At 38.8% G+C, this 20,813-nt stretch carries 21 protein-coding genes; 9 read left to right on the top strand and 12 right to left on the bottom strand.

Annotated elements, in window-relative coordinates; genetic code table 11:
• Positions 1–146: 146 nt before the first annotated feature.
• Genes M3P19_RS00770 through M3P19_RS00760 form a run of 3 tightly spaced genes read right to left on the bottom strand, consistent with a single transcriptional unit; the run spans position 147 to position 3,389 of the window.
• The gene (locus M3P19_RS00770) at positions 147–761 is read right to left on the bottom strand and encodes a response regulator (RefSeq protein WP_249655704.1); all 615 of its coding nucleotides are present in this window, start codon (positions 759–761) and stop codon (positions 147–149) included.
• Entirely contained in the window at positions 758–2,629 is a 1,872-nt protein-coding gene (locus tag M3P19_RS00765; RefSeq protein ID WP_249655703.1) for a sensor histidine kinase, read from the bottom strand. The genes M3P19_RS00770 and M3P19_RS00765 overlap by 4 nt, the downstream gene beginning before the upstream one ends.
• A complete protein-coding gene (locus tag M3P19_RS00760) occupies positions 2,619–3,389 on the bottom strand; it encodes a hypothetical protein (RefSeq protein ID WP_249655702.1) in 771 nt (256 codons plus the stop codon). Before M3P19_RS00760 ends, M3P19_RS00765 begins: the two co-directional genes overlap by 11 nt.
• A gap of 481 nt (positions 3,390–3,870) precedes the next feature.
• On the opposite strand from M3P19_RS00760, the gene M3P19_RS00755 reads away from it, so the two are divergent.
• Together M3P19_RS00755 and M3P19_RS16890 are read left to right on the top strand one after the other, a co-directional pair.
• Positions 3,871–5,262, top strand: coding sequence for a S41 family peptidase (locus M3P19_RS00755; RefSeq protein WP_249655701.1), 1,392 nt, complete (start codon positions 3,871–3,873; stop codon positions 5,260–5,262).
• A gap of 182 nt (positions 5,263–5,444) precedes the next feature.
• A complete protein-coding gene (locus tag M3P19_RS16890) occupies positions 5,445–5,579 on the top strand; it encodes a hypothetical protein (protein WP_283777896.1) in 135 nt (44 codons plus the stop codon).
• A gap of 5 nt (positions 5,580–5,584) precedes the next feature.
• Here the strand turns inward: M3P19_RS16890 and M3P19_RS00750 are convergent, their stop codons facing one another.
• Complete coding sequence (locus tag M3P19_RS00750) at positions 5,585–6,268, bottom strand: O-methyltransferase (RefSeq protein WP_249655700.1); 684 nt, start codon at positions 6,266–6,268, stop codon at positions 5,585–5,587.
• Between the two features lie 112 nt (positions 6,269–6,380).
• On the opposite strand from M3P19_RS00750, the gene M3P19_RS00745 reads away from it, so the two are divergent.
• Positions 6,381–7,766, top strand: a complete 1,386-nt coding sequence (locus M3P19_RS00745) for an exonuclease domain-containing protein (protein ID WP_249655699.1) — start codon at positions 6,381–6,383, stop codon at positions 7,764–7,766.
• On the opposite strand, the gene M3P19_RS00740 is transcribed toward M3P19_RS00745, so the two are convergent.
• The 3 genes from M3P19_RS00740 to M3P19_RS00730 form a co-directional block, all read right to left on the bottom strand.
• Complete coding sequence (locus tag M3P19_RS00740) at positions 7,763–8,542, bottom strand: aldose 1-epimerase (RefSeq protein ID WP_249655698.1); 780 nt, start codon at positions 8,540–8,542, stop codon at positions 7,763–7,765. The genes M3P19_RS00745 and M3P19_RS00740 overlap by 4 nt on opposite strands.
• A 14-nt stretch (positions 8,543–8,556) precedes the next feature.
• Complete coding sequence (locus tag M3P19_RS00735) at positions 8,557–9,537, bottom strand: PLP-dependent cysteine synthase family protein (protein ID WP_249655697.1); 981 nt, start codon at positions 9,535–9,537, stop codon at positions 8,557–8,559.
• Positions 9,538–9,603: 66 nt separating this feature from the next.
• Complete coding sequence (locus tag M3P19_RS00730) at positions 9,604–10,845, bottom strand: ABC transporter permease (RefSeq protein WP_249655696.1); 1,242 nt, start codon at positions 10,843–10,845, stop codon at positions 9,604–9,606.
• Positions 10,846–10,848: 3 nt separating this feature from the next.
• Here M3P19_RS00730 and M3P19_RS00725 point away from each other — a divergent pair, with 3 nt between their 5' ends.
• Positions 10,849–12,087 carry an exo-beta-N-acetylmuramidase NamZ family protein gene (locus M3P19_RS00725; RefSeq protein ID WP_249655695.1) on the top strand — a complete coding sequence of 413 codons (1,239 nt, stop codon included), beginning with the start codon at positions 10,849–10,851 and terminating at the stop codon, positions 12,085–12,087.
• Here the strand turns inward: M3P19_RS00725 and M3P19_RS00720 are convergent.
• From M3P19_RS00720 to M3P19_RS00710, 3 genes are all read right to left on the bottom strand, one after another.
• On the bottom strand, positions 12,084–12,914 hold the full coding sequence (locus tag M3P19_RS00720; RefSeq protein WP_249655694.1) for a sterol desaturase family protein: 831 nt from the start codon (positions 12,912–12,914) through the stop codon (positions 12,084–12,086). The two genes, M3P19_RS00725 and M3P19_RS00720, sit on opposite strands and share 4 nt — an antisense overlap.
• A 96-nt stretch (positions 12,915–13,010) precedes the next feature.
• A complete protein-coding gene (locus M3P19_RS00715; protein WP_249655693.1) occupies positions 13,011–14,210 on the bottom strand; it encodes a PorT family protein in 1,200 nt (399 codons plus the stop codon).
• A gap of 70 nt (positions 14,211–14,280) precedes the next feature.
• The gene (locus M3P19_RS00710) at positions 14,281–14,775 is read right to left on the bottom strand and encodes a YkgJ family cysteine cluster protein (RefSeq protein ID WP_249655692.1); all 495 of its coding nucleotides are present in this window, start codon (positions 14,773–14,775) and stop codon (positions 14,281–14,283) included.
• Between the two features lie 27 nt (positions 14,776–14,802).
• Between M3P19_RS00710 and M3P19_RS00705 the strand changes: the two genes are divergently transcribed.
• Together M3P19_RS00705 and M3P19_RS00700 are read left to right on the top strand one after the other, a co-directional pair.
• Positions 14,803–15,558, top strand: a complete 756-nt coding sequence (locus M3P19_RS00705) for a class I SAM-dependent methyltransferase (RefSeq protein WP_313791606.1) — start codon at positions 14,803–14,805, stop codon at positions 15,556–15,558.
• Between the two features lie 45 nt (positions 15,559–15,603).
• Positions 15,604–16,407 carry a hypothetical protein gene (locus tag M3P19_RS00700; protein WP_249655691.1) on the top strand — a complete coding sequence of 268 codons (804 nt, stop codon included), beginning with the start codon at positions 15,604–15,606 and terminating at the stop codon, positions 16,405–16,407.
• A 23-nt stretch (positions 16,408–16,430) separates the two neighbouring features.
• On the opposite strand, the gene M3P19_RS00695 is transcribed toward M3P19_RS00700, so the two are convergent.
• A complete protein-coding gene (locus tag M3P19_RS00695; RefSeq protein ID WP_249655690.1) occupies positions 16,431–17,063 on the bottom strand; it encodes a 7-carboxy-7-deazaguanine synthase QueE in 633 nt (210 codons plus the stop codon).
• Positions 17,064–17,263: 200 nt separating this feature from the next.
• Here M3P19_RS00695 and M3P19_RS00690 point away from each other — a divergent pair, with 200 nt between their 5' ends.
• From M3P19_RS00690 to M3P19_RS00680, 3 genes are all read left to right on the top strand, one after another.
• On the top strand, positions 17,264–18,778 hold the full coding sequence (locus tag M3P19_RS00690) for a helicase HerA-like domain-containing protein (RefSeq protein ID WP_249655689.1): 1,515 nt from the start codon (positions 17,264–17,266) through the stop codon (positions 18,776–18,778).
• Between the two features lie 8 nt (positions 18,779–18,786).
• Positions 18,787–19,332: a hypothetical protein gene (locus M3P19_RS00685; RefSeq protein ID WP_249655688.1), complete on the top strand. Its 546-nt coding sequence runs from the start codon at positions 18,787–18,789 to the stop codon at positions 19,330–19,332.
• A gap of 82 nt (positions 19,333–19,414) precedes the next feature.
• A complete protein-coding gene (locus M3P19_RS00680) occupies positions 19,415–20,371 on the top strand; it encodes a YybH family protein (protein WP_249655687.1) in 957 nt (318 codons plus the stop codon).
• Here M3P19_RS00680 and M3P19_RS00675 read toward each other — a convergent pair.
• The gene (locus M3P19_RS00675) at positions 20,368–20,796 is read right to left on the bottom strand and encodes a winged helix-turn-helix transcriptional regulator (RefSeq protein ID WP_249655686.1); all 429 of its coding nucleotides are present in this window, start codon (positions 20,794–20,796) and stop codon (positions 20,368–20,370) included. The genes M3P19_RS00680 and M3P19_RS00675 overlap by 4 nt on opposite strands.
• Positions 20,797–20,813 lie beyond the last annotated feature (17 nt).

Raw genomic sequence — 20,813 nt, 5'->3', positions numbered from 1 at the left:
TTACGTTTGAACCAAAAGTATCCTCCATTACTTTTAAGCGACATCCCCATTTCTAGGTATTTTTCTTCGATAAAAAACTTATTCTAAACCCATTACAAATGAAAAAAGGGCATACGCCCCCATCATTCCATTAAACACTGTTGCACCTAAAACTTGTACTTCATATCCACCGCATAACGCAACAATTCGCCTGCTCCACTGAGTCCTAACTTTCGAATCATGTTTTTACGATGCGTGTCCACTGTACTCTTGCCAATAAATAATTCATTGGCAATTTGATGTGAAGTTCTACCCTTTGCTATAAGTTGAAGAATTTCTCGTTCTCGTGATGAGAGCAGACTTTTTGTACTATTTTTTTCAGCATTTGGCACATGTATTTTTCTGTCATAATAGGTTTTACCGGACGCCACAGTCCGAATTGCTTCCAAAACAACCTCCAGGCTACTGTTCTTTAATATATAGCCATGTGCACCAGCATTAAGCATCTGCTTCACTGCTTCGTCTTGATCAAACATGGTAAAAGCTACCACTTTAGTGTAGGGAAGTTCATCTAAAATCATTTTTGTGGCTTCAATCCCATCCAATTTGGGCATTCGAATATCACAAAGTACTACTTTAGGCTGTTTGAGGCGCACCAGCTTGAGCAAGTCTTCTCCGTTATTACTATGCCCTATTATGGAAATATCATCCTCATATCGGACATAGGATTTAATTCCATCTATTAGCGCTTGATGATCTTCGGCAATGGCTACAGTGATCATAGTGGTATATCAATTAGAATGGAAGTTCCTTTCCCTATTATACTATCAATGGTAAAACTACCTTCTAGGTGTTCTATACGCTTTTCAATTGTTGTCAATCCCATACCGTTATTCTTATTGTTGGCGCCGTTACTATCAAAACCTCTACCGTCATCCTCCACTATAATATTTAAATTGTCTTGATGCTGTGTAAGTTGGATGTTTATGTTTTTGGCCACGGCATGTTTAAGTGCATTAGCAACTAGTTCCTGAACAATTCGGAAAATAGTGAGTTCCAATGTATTTTCAAGACGTTCACCTAAGCCAAAATCTTCAACCTTTACCTGTACAACATTAGTGGCAGAAATTGTTTTTGCCATTTTCTTGATTGCCGGCAATAAACCGTGATCGCTCATTACACCTGAGTTCTTACTATGGGCCATACTTCGTATTTTTTGATAGGCCTCTTCTATGAGTTTTTGGGCATTCTGCAAAGCTGGGTCCTTTCTATTAACCCTTGCATTATCAAAATGTAATTTAATGGTAGCCATTAAACTGCCCAAGTCGTCATGAAGTTCATTCGCTACTTTTTGACGTTCCTTTTCTTGACCAGCAATCATGGCGTCAATACTTATCAATTCTTGTTCCTTAAGCAGATTGTCAACACGTTGTTGCCTGAGAATTGATTCTTGTTCAGCCAAAAGACGTCTTTTAGTCGTGTTTTTTTGAAGAAGAATAGCGATCCCTGCACCAAACAGCAGCACTATCCCAGCTGCAATCAACCAATTCTGAATTGCCTTGGCTTTTTGTTGCTCTTCGAGTATTTGTTTTTCTTTTTTTTCAGTTTCCAAGGCAACTTCCAATTCAGATATCTGTCTATTGGTTTCAACATAGGCAGTTTGTTTTTCCAATGCAAACAGTTTTCTCAAATACACATTTGATGAATCATAGTCCTTGTTTTTATTGTGGAATTCTGATAAGAAAAAGTAATAATTCAGATTGTTTGTTATCTCATTGCCCTCAGTTAGTAACGTTTTGGCTTGATGCAAAAACTGAATTGCACTTTTTTGCTCACCAATTTTGCTTAACCCTCTTGCCACATTAAGCTTGACCCTAAAGCGATATTTATCATAATAAGATTCATTTGGTATTTGAAGATTACATTTTTGATAATACTCCAAGGCTTTGGCCCCATCTATCTTAACATAATAGTCTCCATTTAGTTTATTGATAAAAAAGAGAATTCGCCTGTCGTCTAATTTTGATTGAAGTTGTGTCAAGGCATCCAAATGAATAAGATATACTTCTTCTTTTTCATGTTTATTATCATGGTAATTGGTAGTCAAATCAAATAATGCAATGGCATAAAAATGAAACCAGAATTTATCGATGTCATCTGAAATTCGTTCCTCATATAACCTGAGATATTCAACGAAATTTTCATCGGGGACAGAATATCCTTGCACCATTACCTTGAATAGGCCAATTAAACAGGCCTTTGAAATCTCATCATAAGTACCTTCAATTGCCGTATTCAACCCTTTTGAGAAATAATTGAAAGCAGAAATTCTATCACGCTTTGCAAACAAATGTTCATACCCAAGTATTAATTGGTGAATGGCATTCTTGCTGGTTTCAGAAACACTTTCTGGCATGGAAGAATTCAATTCCTTGGTCTCATTAGCTGCGATTAGGCTGTTTAAATACTTCAATTCATCAATAAAATCGGAATTGGGCCTTGAACTCAATTCCGATTCTAAATCAGAGAATTCCAAATGTTTGATTCTTACAAAGAACCAGTCTAATTCATTTTTATCCGTATTGCCTGCATTTCCATATGCAGATAATAGGGCAATAAAAAAGTTTAATAAAATTCTTTTACTGAACATTTATAGTTGAAGAATAACAATTTCCACCATCACCATATATGCTTACAAAATCCATACTGAGTAAATCGGACATTTTAAATCCGCCCAAACTATCTTTAGGAAACCCATGCTGCCCAGCAACTAATTTTTTCTTCACTGGAGGTTCCAAACCACTTCGGTAATAAAACTCAGAATCAAAAATACTACCTAAGGCATGCGATGATACGGTTGGATTCAATGGCATCAATATGCGATGTACATTGATTCTATTAAATTGATCTTTGTAAACTTTGACCGATTCTGGTAATTTGTATTGCAGCGTATGATAATTACTCATTCCCCTTACCGCTAGTTTGACTCCTACTATTTGAGTTGTAGAATCGTAATCCACCAAGTCTTTTTCTACTGCGGATTTGGCAAAACCCAAATCCATTTGACCTTTATAGTTAATTAGTCTGAAATACAAGGAATCCAATAGTTCCTTGCCCGAACTTTGTTCTTTGGTAAATTTGGCTTTACAGAAAATTTGGTAAAATGTACCATAATTCTGACTCGAATAAATTGACTGGTAAATGCCCGTACTATCCTTAAGAAAACTCCCGGTAAGGACTTCTTCCGGTAAGGTGCCGCTCATATATGTTTGCGAACCAGTCGAACTATTCGATGACGGCTGGTCATACGTGGCGACGCTGGTATCAGTTTTAACTATGGCTTCTTGACACGCATAACATAATCCGCACAATATCGCCATCGACATAATTGTAATCAATTTTGAACTCATAATACTAGGTTTTTAAGGTTTGTTCAAAAATCCAATGATGAAAGGAAATAGTAAATCCCCATTTCTAGGGATTTTCATCAGCAATAAGAAAGTGATTCAAAACAATATTTAGGCACTGTAAATTAGACAATTAACCTCAAAATCCATTATAGATTTCCCTTAAAAAAACTGGGGGATTTCTGTAAAGTCTGGAAAGGAATTGAGTAAGAAGGTCAATAAATGACTGAAATCACTTTTACCTCTTAATGTTGATTCCAAGCCATCAAAAATTTAACTATATCGCTGACACCTTCGAGAAACACAATACTTTATCAATGACCTATTAAATGCAGTCCAATAAATAATAATCATCTCCTGTTTCCTTGAAATAGTAGGTTGAAATTTATTGTTAAATCTAGGTTTACCATATCACATTGATTAAGACTTTCGTATGAAAAGATTATTCCTTCTATTATTCCTCTCCTTTTACCTATTTGGTTGTATGTCTAAAGAATCAAACAAACTATGGCTTCAAGACTTTGAACTCTTAAAACAGGAAATGACAAGTGGTTATGCCAATTTAAAATATGCGAAGGAGAAAGAAGGGCTTGATTTAATTCAGCTTAGTGACACAACCAGAATTAATTTAAAGAAGGCTGAATCTCAAAAAAAAGCTCAAGAAATAATTAGAAAGTTTTTGTCGGTTTTTAAGGATGGCCATTTAAATGCAACGCTGATCAAAGAAGAATCAATAAATGGGAGTGAAGCAGAACAGCTACCAAATTCCAATGAGATGGATTCCTTGGCACTTACTAAAATGAATTACCAAAATGTAGATATTCAAAAAACAATAAAATTTGATTCTATTGATGGGTTTCACTCTTTATCTACTGATACAAATCCTTTTGAATCCAGCATCATAAAAAATGGCGGCCACAGCATTGGGGTAATCCGAATTGAAATCTTTTTGACAAGGTGGTATCTCCAAACTGCCAACATGGAATGGAAATCTTTCAAAAAAACATTTGACGGTGATTGTGATGAAGATTGCCAATGGACCTTCTACCAAAAAGTGGAGGATAAATTACTGGAACACTTGACTGATCGAATTGATGAGTTGAAAAACATGGGTATGGAAGCCCTAATTATTAATGTTTCAAATAATGGCGGAGGAACAGAATGGTGTAATGCTGTCGCTAACTTATTAACGAGTAAGCACTTGAAGCATTTAGATGCCTCATTTGTTAGGCATAAACATTGGACAGGAATACTAGAGGATTATCTATCGTTGGTTCAAAATGATTTGAAAAACACACAGCTCAAACCAGATTTAATTAGTAAACTAGAAAAACTGGAATCTTTACTTTCAGAATTAATAGAAAAAACAAAAGAATACTGTGACCCTAGTCACGTTTGGTCCAATCAGAATTTGAATTGTCTGGAATTAATCCAAAATCCTTTTTTCGGTGAATTACCTTTTGGAATTGGTCAGCACGAACAACTAGAAGAACTTGAATCAAAGAGCTTATTGGAAATTGAGCGGTTTTTACCCTTTAAAAAAGGTGTATATGATGGTCCATTGTATATAGTTCAGGATAAATACTCGGGCTCTGCAACCGAAGAATTCAGTTCCTTGTTACAAGCCAATGATGCTGCAATAATTGTTGGTGAAGTTAGCTATGGTGCAGGTTGCGGTTACAATCACGGAGGATTTAAATTGAATTTACCTCATATAGGATTAACCATTCGTATGCCAGATTGTGCTCGGTTCAGAAAAGATGGAATGAATGAAATCCATGGCATAGAACCGGATATAAAAATAAACTGGAATAAGAAAAATTCTCATGAAAAAGGTGCAATGGTCATTGACCGCATTAGGGAGCGTTTAGAGTAATTTCGCATTGACCTTCCTAACTATCGCTTAAGCACAGGTTTTAGATAAAAAAATATAGTTGAAACCTATCTTTTTTTCGATTTATCGCATCCCGCATCCCGTTAATCCCAAAAATCCACCCGTTATCCATTGATTTATGGGATCCAACCTCATCTGCTGATCTTTGGGTAAAATAAGTCCCAATGAAAACTATAGCCTACAATTTAAAAAAGGAGTTTGCTTCTCCTCAGAACAGAACCGCAGCTATTAGCTGTTTGGTCATTTCACTAACGGTATTCTTTATTATGGCCGTTTTAAATAGGGAAGTACTGCTGTAAATCACTTACAGCTTCAGACAACTGTCCGATTTGTAAAATATCGAGGTGGTCCACATTTTGGAATTTATGGGTCCCATGCCATGAAAATCCAATCGTTTGAACCCATTGTCCTTTAAAAACTGATAGCCTTCGGCATATGCAGGTCGATCGGCATTGTCCCAAATGATAACGCCGTTTTCCTTAAGTGCCCCAAGAGCGTTCAGACTACAATTAACACGGTCCCGGCCGTCAATGACCACAATATCAAATTTGTTTTTGTGGTTTAAAATCTCCATGGAATAATCCTTGCTTTCCAAATCACGCCACAAGTATTCCACTGCTGGATTGTCGCCGATCTTTTTGAACATGGTGTCATACCATCCTTTGTGATGCTCAACGGAAACCAAGTTGCATCCCTTCCCTAAGAACCACAAAGTGGAGTTCCCGCTCCCGTATTCAAAAACCGACATACCTTGACAGATACGATCATTTAAAAAAGTGATACAGGCATAGGAAAACCAAGGCAGTGGATTGCCTTTAACATCAACGGGTTTTTGTGTTCGCACCGTTCTATTCCAGCCCTCCTTGTACAGAAAGTTCTTTTGTAGCAAATAATGGCCCATAATCAATCTGGTGACTTGGGTAGCGCCAAACAGCTTGTAGATAAACCGCTGTACGGGATTTAAGGAATAATGGACTTTATCAGACACGATGCAAATCTATATCATTTGGTGGGAAGATGCGCCATTCTTTTAAAAATCCAAACTAGCGAATTCAATAGCACAATGGACTTGCCAGCTTTTTTCAATATGAGTAACTTCAATGTTCATTTCATTTTTTTCGGATTTGTACACTATCATTGACATAGAAACCACAGGCAATGGCATAAAAGGCAACCGAATAACGGAAATTGCCATATTTAAATTTGATGGTGTCCAAATTGTTGATGAATACACCACCTTGGTAGATCCGCTATGCCCCATTCCAAGTTTTATAACAGGATTAACTGGAATTGACGATCAAATGGTTCAAGGCGCACCCACTTTTGAAGCCATAGCAGATACTATCCAGGAATTTACCAAGGATACTATTTTTGTGGCCCATGCCGTTAACTTTGATTATGGGGTAATAAAAGAAGAATTCAGGCAAATTGGGGTTGATTTTGTCCGCAAGAAACTGTGCACGGTTCGGCTTTCCAGAAAATTGATTCCCGGCCTTCAATCTTATAGTCTGGGAAAACTATGTTCTGCAGTCCAAATTCCGCTAAAAGACAGGCATCGGGCGCGGGGTGATGCTCATGCAACTACCCTATTGTTCCATAAATTGGTGCATACGCCGGGGTCAGATTCCATAATCCAAAAGTTTTTGAATGCCCGTAGTCAGGAAGCTACTTTACCGCCACATCTCCCCAAATCCATATTTGATGGTATACCCCAAAAACCTGGTATTTACTATTTCAAAAACCAAAAAGGTGCAATTATTTATGTTGGTAAAGCCATCAATCTCAAGAAAAGGGTTTTAGGTCATTTTTATGATAAGAGCACCAAGGAAATTCGGATGTGCAGCGAAACTGCATCCATTGACTTCAAGTTATCAGGAAGTGAACTGGTGGCACTACTCATGGAATCCGCAGAGATAAAACGGCTTTTTCCGCTTTACAATAGTGCTCAAAAACGAATCGGCAAACAGTTTGCACTCTTTTCTTATGAGGATAGAAAAGGGATCAAACACCTAGCTTTCAATATAAACAAAGGTATTCCAAATCCCATTAAGGTGTTTTACAATCAAACGGATTGCAGAGCGTATCTTGAATTACTTTGCAAAACATTCGCCCTGTGCCCTAAATATTGTCATTTACAGCAGACAAATGGCGCATGCTCACATCATGAAATCACTACATGCGAGGGAATTTGTACTGGGGAAGAGGCAATTGAAAACTACAACCAAAAAGTGGACACGGCCATTGCTAGCATCAAATCTTCCCAAAAGGAAATCCGAATTATTAAGGAGAAAGGTAGGAAACCCACGGAAAATGGGGTGGTGCTAATTGAAGAGGGTATTTACAAAGGGTATGGATTCATTGATCACGAAATGGAAATATCAACACTTGCCGATATTGAAGCATTCATCATCCCTCAAAAAAATACATTGGAAACCCAGCGCATTGTGGAATCCCTACTACCAAAATCTGAATCTTTTGTGATTTAAGCCTCCACCTTAAGTCGTACTTTGAAAACGGCTTCTTTTGCATTGAGGTATTGAAATCCTAAATGCAATTCCCGTTGCTCAACTGCATACGGATAAAATGAAACTGGTTCGATGCATACCATATTCGGCACTTCCGTCCAACACATGAAATTTCCAAAACCTTCGGCTTCAATGGTAATTGTGCGCTGGTCTCTAAGTGTGATGGAATCGGTTTCCAGTATAGGCAATGCTCTACTTCCTGATTCCATTACTTCCTTTAACTCAATTTGGCGCTCGCCGGCTATAATCAGTGGATCTGCCGAATGTAGTTTAAATGCAGGGTGGTAACCTAACATAAATGGCATATCGTGCTCTCCGGTAATCGTAAAAGTGATTTCCAATTTTTTTCCTTGCAATTCATAGGTTTTTTCAAATTGGAAGGAATAGGGCCACATTAGCCATTGCTTTGGTGATTTTTCTGGATATTTTGCATTTTTCACCGGAGTTCCAGCGGTATACGCTTTCCGGAATATAGCTTTGTTTTTGGTGCTATCCACTAATTTATATTCCAAAAGACGTAGGAGTCCATGTTGATCTTGAACTGAACTACCTCTAGGTACTTGAACCGCAAAGTTCGCTTCATTCACCGGACCGACGATAGGAAACATTTCGGTATCTGAACTTCCCCATCCTGGACTTCCTTTTTGGTGGATATACTCATGCCCATCATGGACGAACCCAACCAATTCGCCGGCTTCAATGTTTACGGTACTATTTCCTGAATTCAATTTTACCATCCTGGAACTCAATTTTAGTCAATAAACCCCTTTTCACGCATCCAGTCGTCATTAAACATTTTCCCTACATACCTACTGCCATGATCATGGAATAGTACAACCACAACATCATCTTTGCTAAAATGCTCCGATAGTTGCAATACCCCTTTTACCGCTGCACCTGCAGAATTACCTAAAAACATGCCTTCCTCTTTGGCCAGTCGTTGGGTATATATTGCGGCGTCTTTGTCAGTGACTTTGGTAAATCCATCAATAATATCAAAATCGACATTCTTTGGAAGAATATCCTCGCCGATACCTTCGGTGATATAAGGATAGATTTCATTTTCATCAAAAATCCCGGTTTCATGGTACTTTTTGAACACAGAGCCATAGGTGTCTACACCCCAAACCTTGACATTTGGATTTTGCTCTTTAAGATATGAACCAACACCGGACACTGTTCCTCCGGTACCGACACCAACAACAAAATGGGTTACTTTCCCTTTAGTTTGCTCCCAAATTTCTGGGCCTGTACTCAAATAATGTGCTTTAGCATTACTTGGATTATCATATTGGTTCACATACCAAGAATTGGGTATTTCAGTGGATAATCTTCTTGCCGTGGAATAATAACTCTGAGGGTCATCTGGGGCTACATCTGTTGGACAGACATAAACCTCGCTACCCATAGCCTTGAGGATATCTATTTTCTCCTTGGATTGTTTATCGCTGATCACGCAAATCATTCGATAGCCTTTTACTACCGCGGCCAAAGCCAGTCCCATCCCGGTATTTCCTGATGTACCTTCAATTATGGTACCTCCCGGTTTAAGTAAACCTTCTTTTTCCGCATCTTCCACCATTTGCAAAGCCATACGATCCTTTACCGAGTTACCAGGGTTAAAAGTTTCATATTTTGCCAGGACCAAACAAGGTAGTTCCGCAGTTAATTTATTCAATTTTACCATTGGGGTATTCCCAATAGTTTCTAAGATGTTGTTTGCATATTCCATAGTCGTGGCAAAGATACATAGTTGCCCTAGCTCTGTCTATATTTTTTGAATATGTTTACAAGGATATCATTCAAATTTGATCGCTTTGACCGGGCTGATTTTGGTGATGATATAGGAAGGCACCAATAACATCAACAAACAGAGAAACATAACCCCAAGATTAAGTAATACAACGGTTGGGACATCAATATGCACGGGGATGTATTCAATGTAATATTCTTCAGGGTTTGGGAATTTGAACCACCTGAACTTTTGTTGTAAAACCAATAGGCCAAGCCCAATACCATTTCCCCATAATAACCCAATGCCAATAAGATAAGCGGCATTGTAGAGAAATACTTTGCGAATACTCCAATTCTCAGAACCCAGCGCTTTCAAAACACCTATCATTTGGGTGCGTTCCAATATCAATACCAACAAGGCGGTAATCATATTTATCCCACCAACAATGATCATGATTCCAATAATCAGGGCAATGTTAAAATCAAAAAGTCCGATCCATTCGAAAATCCGGAAGTATTTGGATTTGATATTTTGCGTATCTAAAATAGACAGTGTTTTGCCATAGATTTCATTGCTCTTTTGTTCCAATTGGTCAAAATCACTAAGAAAAACTTCAAAATTTCCTATTTCATTCGCTTCCCATTTATTCATTCGTTGAATATGCCTTATATCCACAAAAACATAGGTGCCATCAAATTCTTCAAACCCACTGTCATAAATACCAACGATTTTAAATCGTCTATTGTTAGGTACCCTCGAAGCATCGCCATCTTTTAGAAAAAAGGAGAAAAAAGTATCGTCAACCCCAAGTTGCAATCGATTCGCCATCATTCTGGAGATTAATACTTCATTATTCAGATTATTTAAGTAATCGGGAATACGACCATCCACCAAATATTCTTCAAATGCGGTCCAATCATAATCCTTCCCTACACCTTTAGCTAAAATTCCCTCGAAGGTTTCCTCCGTACGAATTATCCCCCCTTTGGTAGCCACCGCCTGCATATGAGCTATCCCTTCTATATCCTTGAATTCCGGGTAAAACTCTTGATTTAGAGACACGGGTTTAATGGATACGTCGGAATTGTTGTTATCGAAATTGGAAATTTGGATATGGCCATTGAAAGCTGCGACCTTTTCACGGATTTTATGTTTCAAGCCAATTCCGGTGGCAATGGCAATCAACATCATGATAATGCCAAGGGCAATAGCCGCAATAGCAATTTTTATTATAGGGGCGGAAATACTAATTTTATGCTCCTTCCCTGTAATCAGGCGCTTGGCAATAAACAATTCTAAATTCAACGAATGCCCATTTTATCTCTTTCCAAAAGTACAGTTTTATTGTTTGTTTTTTCGTTTTGCTTAATGGCTTGTGGGAAAAAGGCAAAAGCAGAATCTGCTGATCAACTGGTCAATGACAATTCAAAGGATAGTACTTCTGCAATTGTTGTGGCGGCAAACAGAACGGCTGAGTATTTACCCTTACTGGACCAAAAAAAGGTTGGTATTGTAGCTAATCAGACCAGTGTAATATTTCACAAAACCGGCCATACGCATTTGGTCGATTCACTATTGGCAAGAGACGTGGATATAAAAGTTGTGTTTGCACCAGAGCATGGCTTTAGAGGTAAGGCGGATGCCGGCGAATTGGTTAGTGACGGTGTTGACACCAAAACTTCATTACCTATTATTTCGCTCTATGGCAAGAACAAAAAGCCAACCAAAGAACAACTGGCCGGATTAGATGTTGTTGTATTCGACATCCAAGATGTGGGCACCCGGTTTTACACCTACATCGCAACTCTACAATTAGTGATGGAGGCCTGTGCGGAAATTGGGACTCCGGTACTTGTTTTAGATCGACCTAATCCAAATGGACATTACGTGGATGGCCCCACTATGGAAGCCGAACATACTGGGTTCTTGGGCATGACAACGATTCCCTTGGTATATGGCATGACCATTGGTGAATACGCTCAGATGATCAATTCGGAAAAATGGTTGGAAGGCGACAAACAAGCGGATTTAACCATAATTCCGTTGGCGAATTATACACATAAATCCGAGTATCATCTACCCATACGCCCTTCGCCTAATCTACCGAACGACACTGCGATAACACTATATCCAAGTTTAGGTTTGCTTGAAGGTACCAATATCAATGCTGGGCGTGGTACGGAGTTTCAGTTTCAAAGATATGGGGCTTCTTTTCTGGATAGCACCAAATATGAATTCCATTACACTCCAAAACCTAATTTTGGGTCTAAACATCCAAAGGAAAATGGTTTGACTACCTATGGAATGGATTTATCGAATTCCACAAGAATGCACACGGTATCGTTGGCTTGGCTATTGGATGCGTACACAAATTGTCCCGATAAGAGTTTGTTTTTCAAAACCAATTCGTTTACCAAACACGTGGGTACGGCAACATTGCAAAAACAAATCGAATCAGGGATGACCGAATCAGAGATTAAGGCAACCTGGCAATCTGATTTGGAGAATTTTCAAAAGATCAGAAAACGGTATTTAATCTATGATTAACCTTCCGTAGTTGGTTTCCTGTATTTGTGGAAAGGTTGCTTTAACAAACCCGAAATACTGCTATTTTCCTTTTCGTCCGGAAAGGTGTCAACACCATAGACAATCTTTTCAGTATCCAAGTGCATATAAGTACCAAATAGACGGTCCCAAATAGCGAAGATATTACCGTAATTGGAATCTGTATAGGGCAGTTTGTAATGATGGTGCACTTTATGCATGTCTGGACTAACAATTACCCAACTCAAGGCCATATCCACCTTTTTAGGTAATTGAATGTTTGCATGGTTGAATTGGGATAGTACCACCGACATACTTTGATAGAGCATGATTATTCCAATTGGAGCGCCCACCAAGAAAACACCGATCAATGTGAAGGTATATCTTATTACACTTTCCAGCGGATGATGACGATTTGCTGTAGTGGTATCCACATTATGGTCTGAATGATGCACCAAATGAACCATCCAAAGCGGTTTTACCTTATGCTCAACCCAATGTGCTGTATATGCACCGATCAAATCCAAGAGCATCACTCCCAAAACCACATAAAGCCACAATGGCATCTCAGGCAACCAATTTATAATCCCAAAATCATTGGCAATGGTCCAATCCGATGTTTTCAAAAGCAGAAATGCCAGTGGAAAATTGACCAAAATGGTTGTCAAGGTGAAAAAGAAATTCGGAACGGAATGTCGCCATTTTTTATATGGAATAGTAAAAAGTGGTACAATCCCTTCAAGAATCCAGAAAAAGGTAATCCCCCCTACCAAGATTAAGCTTCGATGCAGTGCAGGGATGTTTTCAAAATAGGTAATGATTTGTTCCATTGAAACCGTAGATAGATTTTTGCTTGCGAATAAATTTAACGAATTATCCCAGCAAAAAGCAAAAAGCACCACCTAGGTGTGTCAATCAATTGGTGATTAAAAAACCTTGAAAGCCATTAAGAGATTCAAATCAGAAGTCCTAGAGATTGCTGGAAAATCCGATAGTTTTGGATTAAAACCATATCGCACCTCTACATTCATAAAGTCAAAATCCAAACCTGCGCCCAATAACATGCCTATTCTGGATTTCTTGAGCTCTCCTTCCAAAGGCTCACTATCTACCCTATTTTCATCACCAAAGAAATATGAAACGCGGTATTCTTCGCTATTATCAGAAACTTGTATGGCATTATTGACACCAACATTGATAAATGGACGAATCTTTTTGGTTTCATTGCCAAAATTGTATCGAAGTAAACTATGGATCTCAACAAAACTCACATCCACACTCAAAAAGAAGTCCGTGTATTGTTCCGGTAATCGTTGATCTCGATACGAGGCTTCAAATTCATATTGTTGAAACAAAACCTCATTGCGAAGTTCCAGATTACGAACGTTGCGCAGCAGTCCAATGCTGGCCCCAGCACCAAATGTGAAACTTCCTGAACTATCATCATCAAATACAAAATTTGGATTATCTAGTTCATATGAGGATAGTTTATATCCACCAACCGCATAGAAGGACAATTTCAAGGATTCTTTTTGCTCTACAAAACCACTGTTCCCGGCAACACATTTATTATAGGCGATTACTGCTCGTTTCAATCCCGTAGAAGTAAAAGCAATATTGTTGGTCTTCAAGTTTTGATTACAATCGGCGAACAAAATATTCAACTGACCTACATACCTATTTATAGTGGACTTGCTTCGTCGTCTAAGTCGTAGTAATTCAATGAATTTTCCGTCTTTTTCAGCAAAATAATGTACACGGCTGTCCCTGTAAGAATACAGCCCCATGCTCCCATCCACAATCACTTTTAGGAAAACATGTTTTTGGATGGATTCCAAGTTGGTGAAATCTGATAAATTTTGAAGATTTTGTTCGGTAATATTCAGTTCAACTTCTTTGGATATGTATCGATCACCGTTGACTTCAAAACTTCTTATTTCATTGGGGTCATAGTTGGTAGCAACACCATTTGTAGTTACTCGAAGGACATCTGGAGTCTTAACCCAACCCTTATAATCAATAAATCCTTGAATACTTGTGCCATCAGAAAGTTGAATTTCAGAGTCTTGTGCAGTTAGGGATACGGTAAATAAAAGCGCTAGGAAAAATAAGGTTGATTTTTGCATTTGCAAGATTGATGAATTGGTTTTTAAAAAAATGCAAATCTAACTTTATTAGATAATCCTCCTACAAATATTAAAACTTTAACTTTCTTTTCATTTCTTCAACAATATTATAAGCGGCTGGGCAGATGGCCACATTTTTTAAGGTAAGGTGACTTATTTGTTGAAACTTTTTTCGGTCTGTATGTGGAAATTCACGACATGCTTTGGGTCTGACCTCATAAATGGAGCAATAATTGTCCGGCCCTAAAAATGTACAGGGAAGTTCTTGTAACACATGGTCATTATCCTCATCCGTTCTCAAATACATTGCAATGAACTTGGAGGGCTTCATGCGAAAGAATTTGGAAATCCGTTCAATGTCGGCATTAGTGAACAATGGACCCGTTGTTTTGCAGCAATTGGCGCATTCAAGACAGTCAGTTCTTTCAAATTCCTCTTCATGTAAATCCTGCATAAGGTAATCCAGGTTCTTGGGGGGCCGTTTTTTGAGCTTGGAAAAAAACTTTCTGTTTTCCGATTGCTTTTCCAAAGCCATATTTGGCAACTCCCTTAATACCTTCTCCATACCGCAAACTTATAAAACTGGAATGAATTGTTAGCATTCTGGTTGCAGTCCATTTTTGTAGGTTTGCAAACAGTTATGATCGATATTTTTGGAAACGCATTGGTGGATTATCTCGCTGGCGAATACACAGAAGACATTGCAACCTATTCCTCTTTAGATGAAGAGGACACCATCCCTCTACCATACCTTTTTAGAACTTTTAAGGATATGCCAAGCTTAGAAAAGACAGCTTTAAAATTGGCGAAGGGCAAGGTATTGGATATTGGTTGTGGTGCAGGTAACCATGCGCTCTATCTTCAACAAAAAGGAATGGACGTTACAGGTATTGATACATCTAAAGGCGCAGTAAAGGTATGCCAGCAACGTGGACTAAATGCTGTTATCCATTCAGATATATTGAACCATTCCAAAACAAAATATGACACCATTCTGCTATTAATGAATGGCATTGGTTTAGCGGGCACCATGCAAAAACTTGATGGTTTCTTAAGTCATTTGAAATCGCTTTTAAATCCAAATGGACAAATCTTATTGGACTCCAGTGATATCATTTATATGTTTGATCAAGACGAAGACGGTGGGTATTGGATTCCAGATAATGGTTCCTATTATGGAGAAGTAGTTTTTACCATGGAATATAAAAACCAACGAAGTGAACCTTTTCCTTGGTTGTATTTGGATTATGGAACACTACAAAATGCTGCCTGGGCACATAATTTTGAGTGTGAGCTGGTAGGAAAAGGAAATCATTACGACTATTTGGCAAAACTTTTGCTGCATTAATAATAGACGTGCTTACTAAACGTTCTATTTAAATACATTTATGGTATGAAAAAGAAAATTGCTATTTACGCCTTGTTTTGCCTAGGCCTACTAGTTGGATGCTCCAAAGATTCCGGTTCAAGCCCAACCCCACCAGACAATAACGTGGATAAGACTGCCAATTTGCAGGCAACAGGAGCTTCGGCAAACGATATATTGTCCAACACCAATTTCGATAGAATTTTATTCCAAATAGCTTATGTTGAAGGCTTTAGACCTCAAGCTACTTCAATTGCGCTATTTGAGAACTTTGTGAGGCAAACCACGTTTAAAACTGCTATTGACTTTGAGTTTTTGAGTCTTCCTTCTCCTAATGAGGAAACCCTTACCATTGAAGAAGTAGACGATTTGGAACAAGAAAACCGAACAGCATACAACGATGGGACTACCTTGGCAATTTATATTTATTTCGCAGATGCGCCTTCTGACGGCGATGATATGGAGGAAGGTTTGGTAACCTTAGGAGCTGTTTATCGAAATACATCTATGATTATCTATGAATCCACGATTATGGATTTACAAGCACAAAGTCCTTCTATACCTCTAAGTGAAATTGAAGGATCCACTTTGCATCATGAGTTTGGTCATCTTCTAGGACTTGTGGATTTGGGTACGGAGGAAATCAATCCTCATGAGGACCCAGATGCCGAACACCATTGCCTAGTACAGGGCTGTTTGATGAGAGCTACGCTGGAATTTGGTGCACCGACTATGCGAATGCTTAGAAACAGAGCTGCAAAGGGCCTATCCGCTATTCCTCATTTAGATGCAGAATGCATCCGTGATTTACAAGGTAACGGAGGACGTTAGCATAGTAAATCGCAAATATTAAATCAGGGAATATTTAGGTATTTGTGCGTTTGTAACGAGACCTTCCATTTTGGATCTTTCATCACATAGTCCACAATCATGGGAATCATTTTATCCCTAACACTCCATTCTGGTTGTAAATAAAGAATACAATCCTTGGACACCTTAGCTGCTTGTTCTTCAGCAAAAATGAAATCGTGTTTGTTATATACGATAACTTTTAATTCATGCGCCAGTGGATAAATCTCTTGGACCGGAAGTTTGTTTTTTTTAGGGGATAAACATATCCAGTCCCATTCACCTGTCAAATCATAAGCGCCAGAAGTTTCAATATGGGTTTGAAGATTCCTGGATTTTAAGCCTGAGGTCAGTGGAGCCATATCCCAAGTCAATGGTTCTCCGCCTGTTACTACAATTGTATCTGAATACTTTGCAGCGTTCTGAACAATCTCATCCACATGTGTTGGTGGATGAATGTTAGCATCCCAACTCTCCTTTACATCACACCAATGGCAGCCTACATCACAGCCGCCCACTCGAATAAAATAAGCCGCAGTTCCTTTATGAAAACCTTCCCCTTGAATGGTATAGAATTCCTCCATCAAGGGAAGCATCTTCCCCGCTTCTACCATTGCCATAACTTCTTCTGAAACCATTCGGCAAAGATACAATGGATTGTTGTAACTAATTATCGTCAATTCTAGATGGAACCACAGGTAGTTACGCGATAATTAGGAGTCATTATAAAAAACCAGAAGTCACTATTCCAACAAATACGAGCAGGCGTTGATTACTTTCATTAGTTCATTTTCAATTTTGCTCAAAATTCCCCTATTTTTATCCGAAATAGAACGCCATGAGCACCAAGGAAAAGTTTTTCGAGCATATAGAAAAAGGATATACCACCAAAGGAGATTTCATCACTATGGGCGCAGGAATGTTCAATGGCGAGACCGTAACCAATGCCCTGGTAAAAATTCCTTTGAAAACCTTAAACAGACATGGTCTTATTGCAGGTGCTACTGGAACTGGAAAAACAAAAACTTTACAAGTAATCTCAGAAAATCTATCTGATAAAGGTATCCCAGTTTTACTAATGGATCTTAAGGGGGATTTAAGTGGTATTGCACAACCTAGCCCTGGGCATCCCAAAATTGATGAGCGTCACGAAAAGATAGGTATTCCCTTTGAAGCAAAGGGATTCCCTGTAGAGATTATGTCACTTTCTGAACAGGACGGTGTTCGTTTAAGAGCAACAGTCTCTGAATTTGGTCCGGTATTGTTAAGCCGTATTTTAGACTTGACCGTGACCCAAGAGGGTATTGTAGCCGTGGTCTTCAAATATTGCGATGACAATAAATTGCCATTGCTGGACTTAAAGGATTTCAAAAAGGTCCTACAATATGCCACAGGAGAGGGAAAAAAGGAATTTCAAGCAGCGTATGGTCGTATCTCCACAAGTTCAACAGGCACTATACTTCGGAAAATCATTGAGTTGGAACAACAAGGTGCCGAACTTTTCTTTGGCGAAAAATCATTTGATGTTGAGGATTTGGTGCGTATCGATGAAAATGGTCGTGGTTATATCAACATTATTAGATTGACGGACATTCAAGATCGTCCCAAGCTGTTTTCCACTTTTATGTTAAGTCTTTTGGCCGAAATATACTCCACTTTCCCTGAGCAAGGAGATAGTGATTCACCAGAATTGATACTTTTTATCGATGAGGCACATTTGATATTCAAAGAAGCTTCCAAAGCACTTTTGGAACAAATAGAAAGCATAGTAAAGCTTATACGTTCCAAAGGCATTGGTCTCTATTTCGTCACCCAGAATCCCACAGATGTTCCAGATGATGTGTTGGCACAGCTAGGCTTAAAAGTTCAGCATGCATTAAGAGCATTTACCGCCAAGGATCGAAAGGCAATTAAACTTACTGCTGAGAATTATCCCATCTCTGAGTTCTACGACACAAAAGAAGTATTGACTTCGTTGGGAATCGGTGAGGCCCTAATATCAGCATTGGATGAAAAGGGAAGACCTACACCTTTAGCGGCAACCTTGCTGCGGGCACCAATGAGTCGTATGGACGTACTAACAGATAAAGAATTAAAAGAAGCTATCGCGAGTTCCAAGTTGGTCAAGAAATATAATGAAGATATTGACCGGGAAAGTGCTTATGAAATTCTCAATGAGAAAATAGAAAAAGCCCAAAAGGAAGCGGAAAAAGAAGAAGAAAAAAAGTCTACTTCCTCAAGACGAAAAACAACCACAAGACGCAGTACCCGGATGAATCCAGTAGTGAAAGTGCTTACAAGCGCTACGTTCATACGTGGTGTTCTAGGCGTTTTGAAAAAAGTAATCCGATAGATTTATTCATGAAAAAGATAATTGTTACCCTAGCCATAGGGGGTGTACTATGTGCGAGCTGTTCTGAGAAAAATTCCAAGTTTTTAATTGGCGAAGGAAGTATAGGGACACTTACAAAAAAAACAGCCATCAGTGAATTGGAAACGGTGTTTGCACAAGATTCCATTGTTCGTGATTCCGCACGAATCAAACTTGGGGCTAATTCCAAAAAAATTGAAATCTACGAAAAAGGCGGTGCCCACCTCTTGACACTAACTCCAAATACGGATAGTATACCAACCATCGAAAACGTAAGAGTATTGGATTCGCGTTATGTCTCGGACCGCGGCATATCACTTAATAGCACATTTGAGGAGGTACAGACCAAATACGGCATCAAAAAAATTGTAACTACGCTCAACAGCATTGTTGTATTCCCAAAGAGCAGTAATCTGTATTTTACGATTGATAAAGAAGAACTGCCTTCTAATCTTCGTTACACTACGTCCAATATTGAATCAGTTCAAATTCCTGCGACAGCAAAAATCAAATATTTGATGATTGGTTGGGAATGATACGGCTGTTAATTAATTGCTAAAGCAAACCTAGGGCGTCTGTAATTTGGGTAATTTGTTAGGAAACTCCAACCTAATGAATATGAAATTGTTGACCTTGTTTTTGGTCCTGCCTCTGTTGACTTTTGCCCAATATGATTACGAACCTTCTGCAACACATCCTTTTGGACTACCCAACCCAGATGCTCCAAAAGAGCTCATGGATTTTGCGCCGCTAATAGGCGAATGCAACTGTATTTCGGAAACTAGAAACCAAGATCAAACTTGGGCCAAGCCCGTTAAAATGATCTGGCGATTTAAATATATCATGAACGGCATGGCCATTCAGGATGAGACTATGAAGGAGGACAACACCTATTCTGGAAGCATTCGTCAGTTTATACCGGACAGTACCCGATGGTATGTTCACTATTATTCAGCAAAGTTCCCAACAACCGTACTACCAGCATGGGAGGGTACAAAGAATGAAGAAGGCAAGATCGTTTTGTACAGGGAACGAAAAGCCCCAAATGGAATGGACGGTTACTATCGTCTTACCTTTTATGAAATTGATAACAATGGGTTTAAATGGGTTGGCGAATGGGTGGATAAAACAGAATCTGTTGTATTCCCAACTTGGAAAATTGACTGTAGTAATGGTAAGATAAATGAAGGGGATACCATGGAACAGGAAAAGGTTAGAAATGCCTCCAAGGCCTTTTCAGCAGCCTTTATAGCTCAAGATTTTGATAAGATGGCCAACTTGTATACCTCAGATGCAAAGCTCATACCACTAGGAGTCCCTATTGTGGAAGGTCGACAAGCCATTAGAGCACGGTGGGAAAAAGGTAAGGACACCAAAATTCTTAGCCATAGCATGGATGCCTCGGAAATCACCATTATTGGCGATACTGCTTATGATTATGGTTATTATAACGGACGAAGCCAAAAAGGCACGGAGGCAATCTCCGATTGGAAGGGTAAATATGTCGTTGTTTGGAAAAAGATAAACGGTAGCTGGAAAATGTATATCGATATCTGGAATCGACTGGTGGATTAAATCAAACCATATTTTTCCCTATTGGCAATGACTTTCGGGCTGTTCGCTTGCATCCATTCCGCCAGTTCCAACAATTTCTCCACATAGGACTGTCCAAATTCCGTCAATCTATATTCTACCCTGATTGGCACTTCTGCATATGCCTTGCGTTCAATGTAGCCATCTGCTTCCAATACTTTTAATCTTTGACTCAACACCTTATTAGAGATTCCATAAACGAATTTCTTTAGCTTATTGAATCGTAACACAGGAAAGTAGCCCAACCATAAAATAATCAAGGCGCTCCATTGATCAGAGGCGACGGACATTACATCACGCACAGGACAAAGTTCTGGGGGATTTTTATAGTCAATATGACCGAACATTTTTTCTAACTTTTTTGCAGTCCTAACTGATTGATTTTCAGTAATAGTTTCCGTTTCCATACCAGGTTGAATTAGAG

The organism is Flagellimonas spongiicola (genome assembly GCF_023502425.1).
GTDB lineage: Bacteria > Bacteroidota > Bacteroidia > Flavobacteriales > Flavobacteriaceae > Flagellimonas > Flagellimonas spongiicola.
Note: the sequence above shows the minus strand (reverse complement) of the source record. Positions and strands in the feature narration are given on the sequence as shown.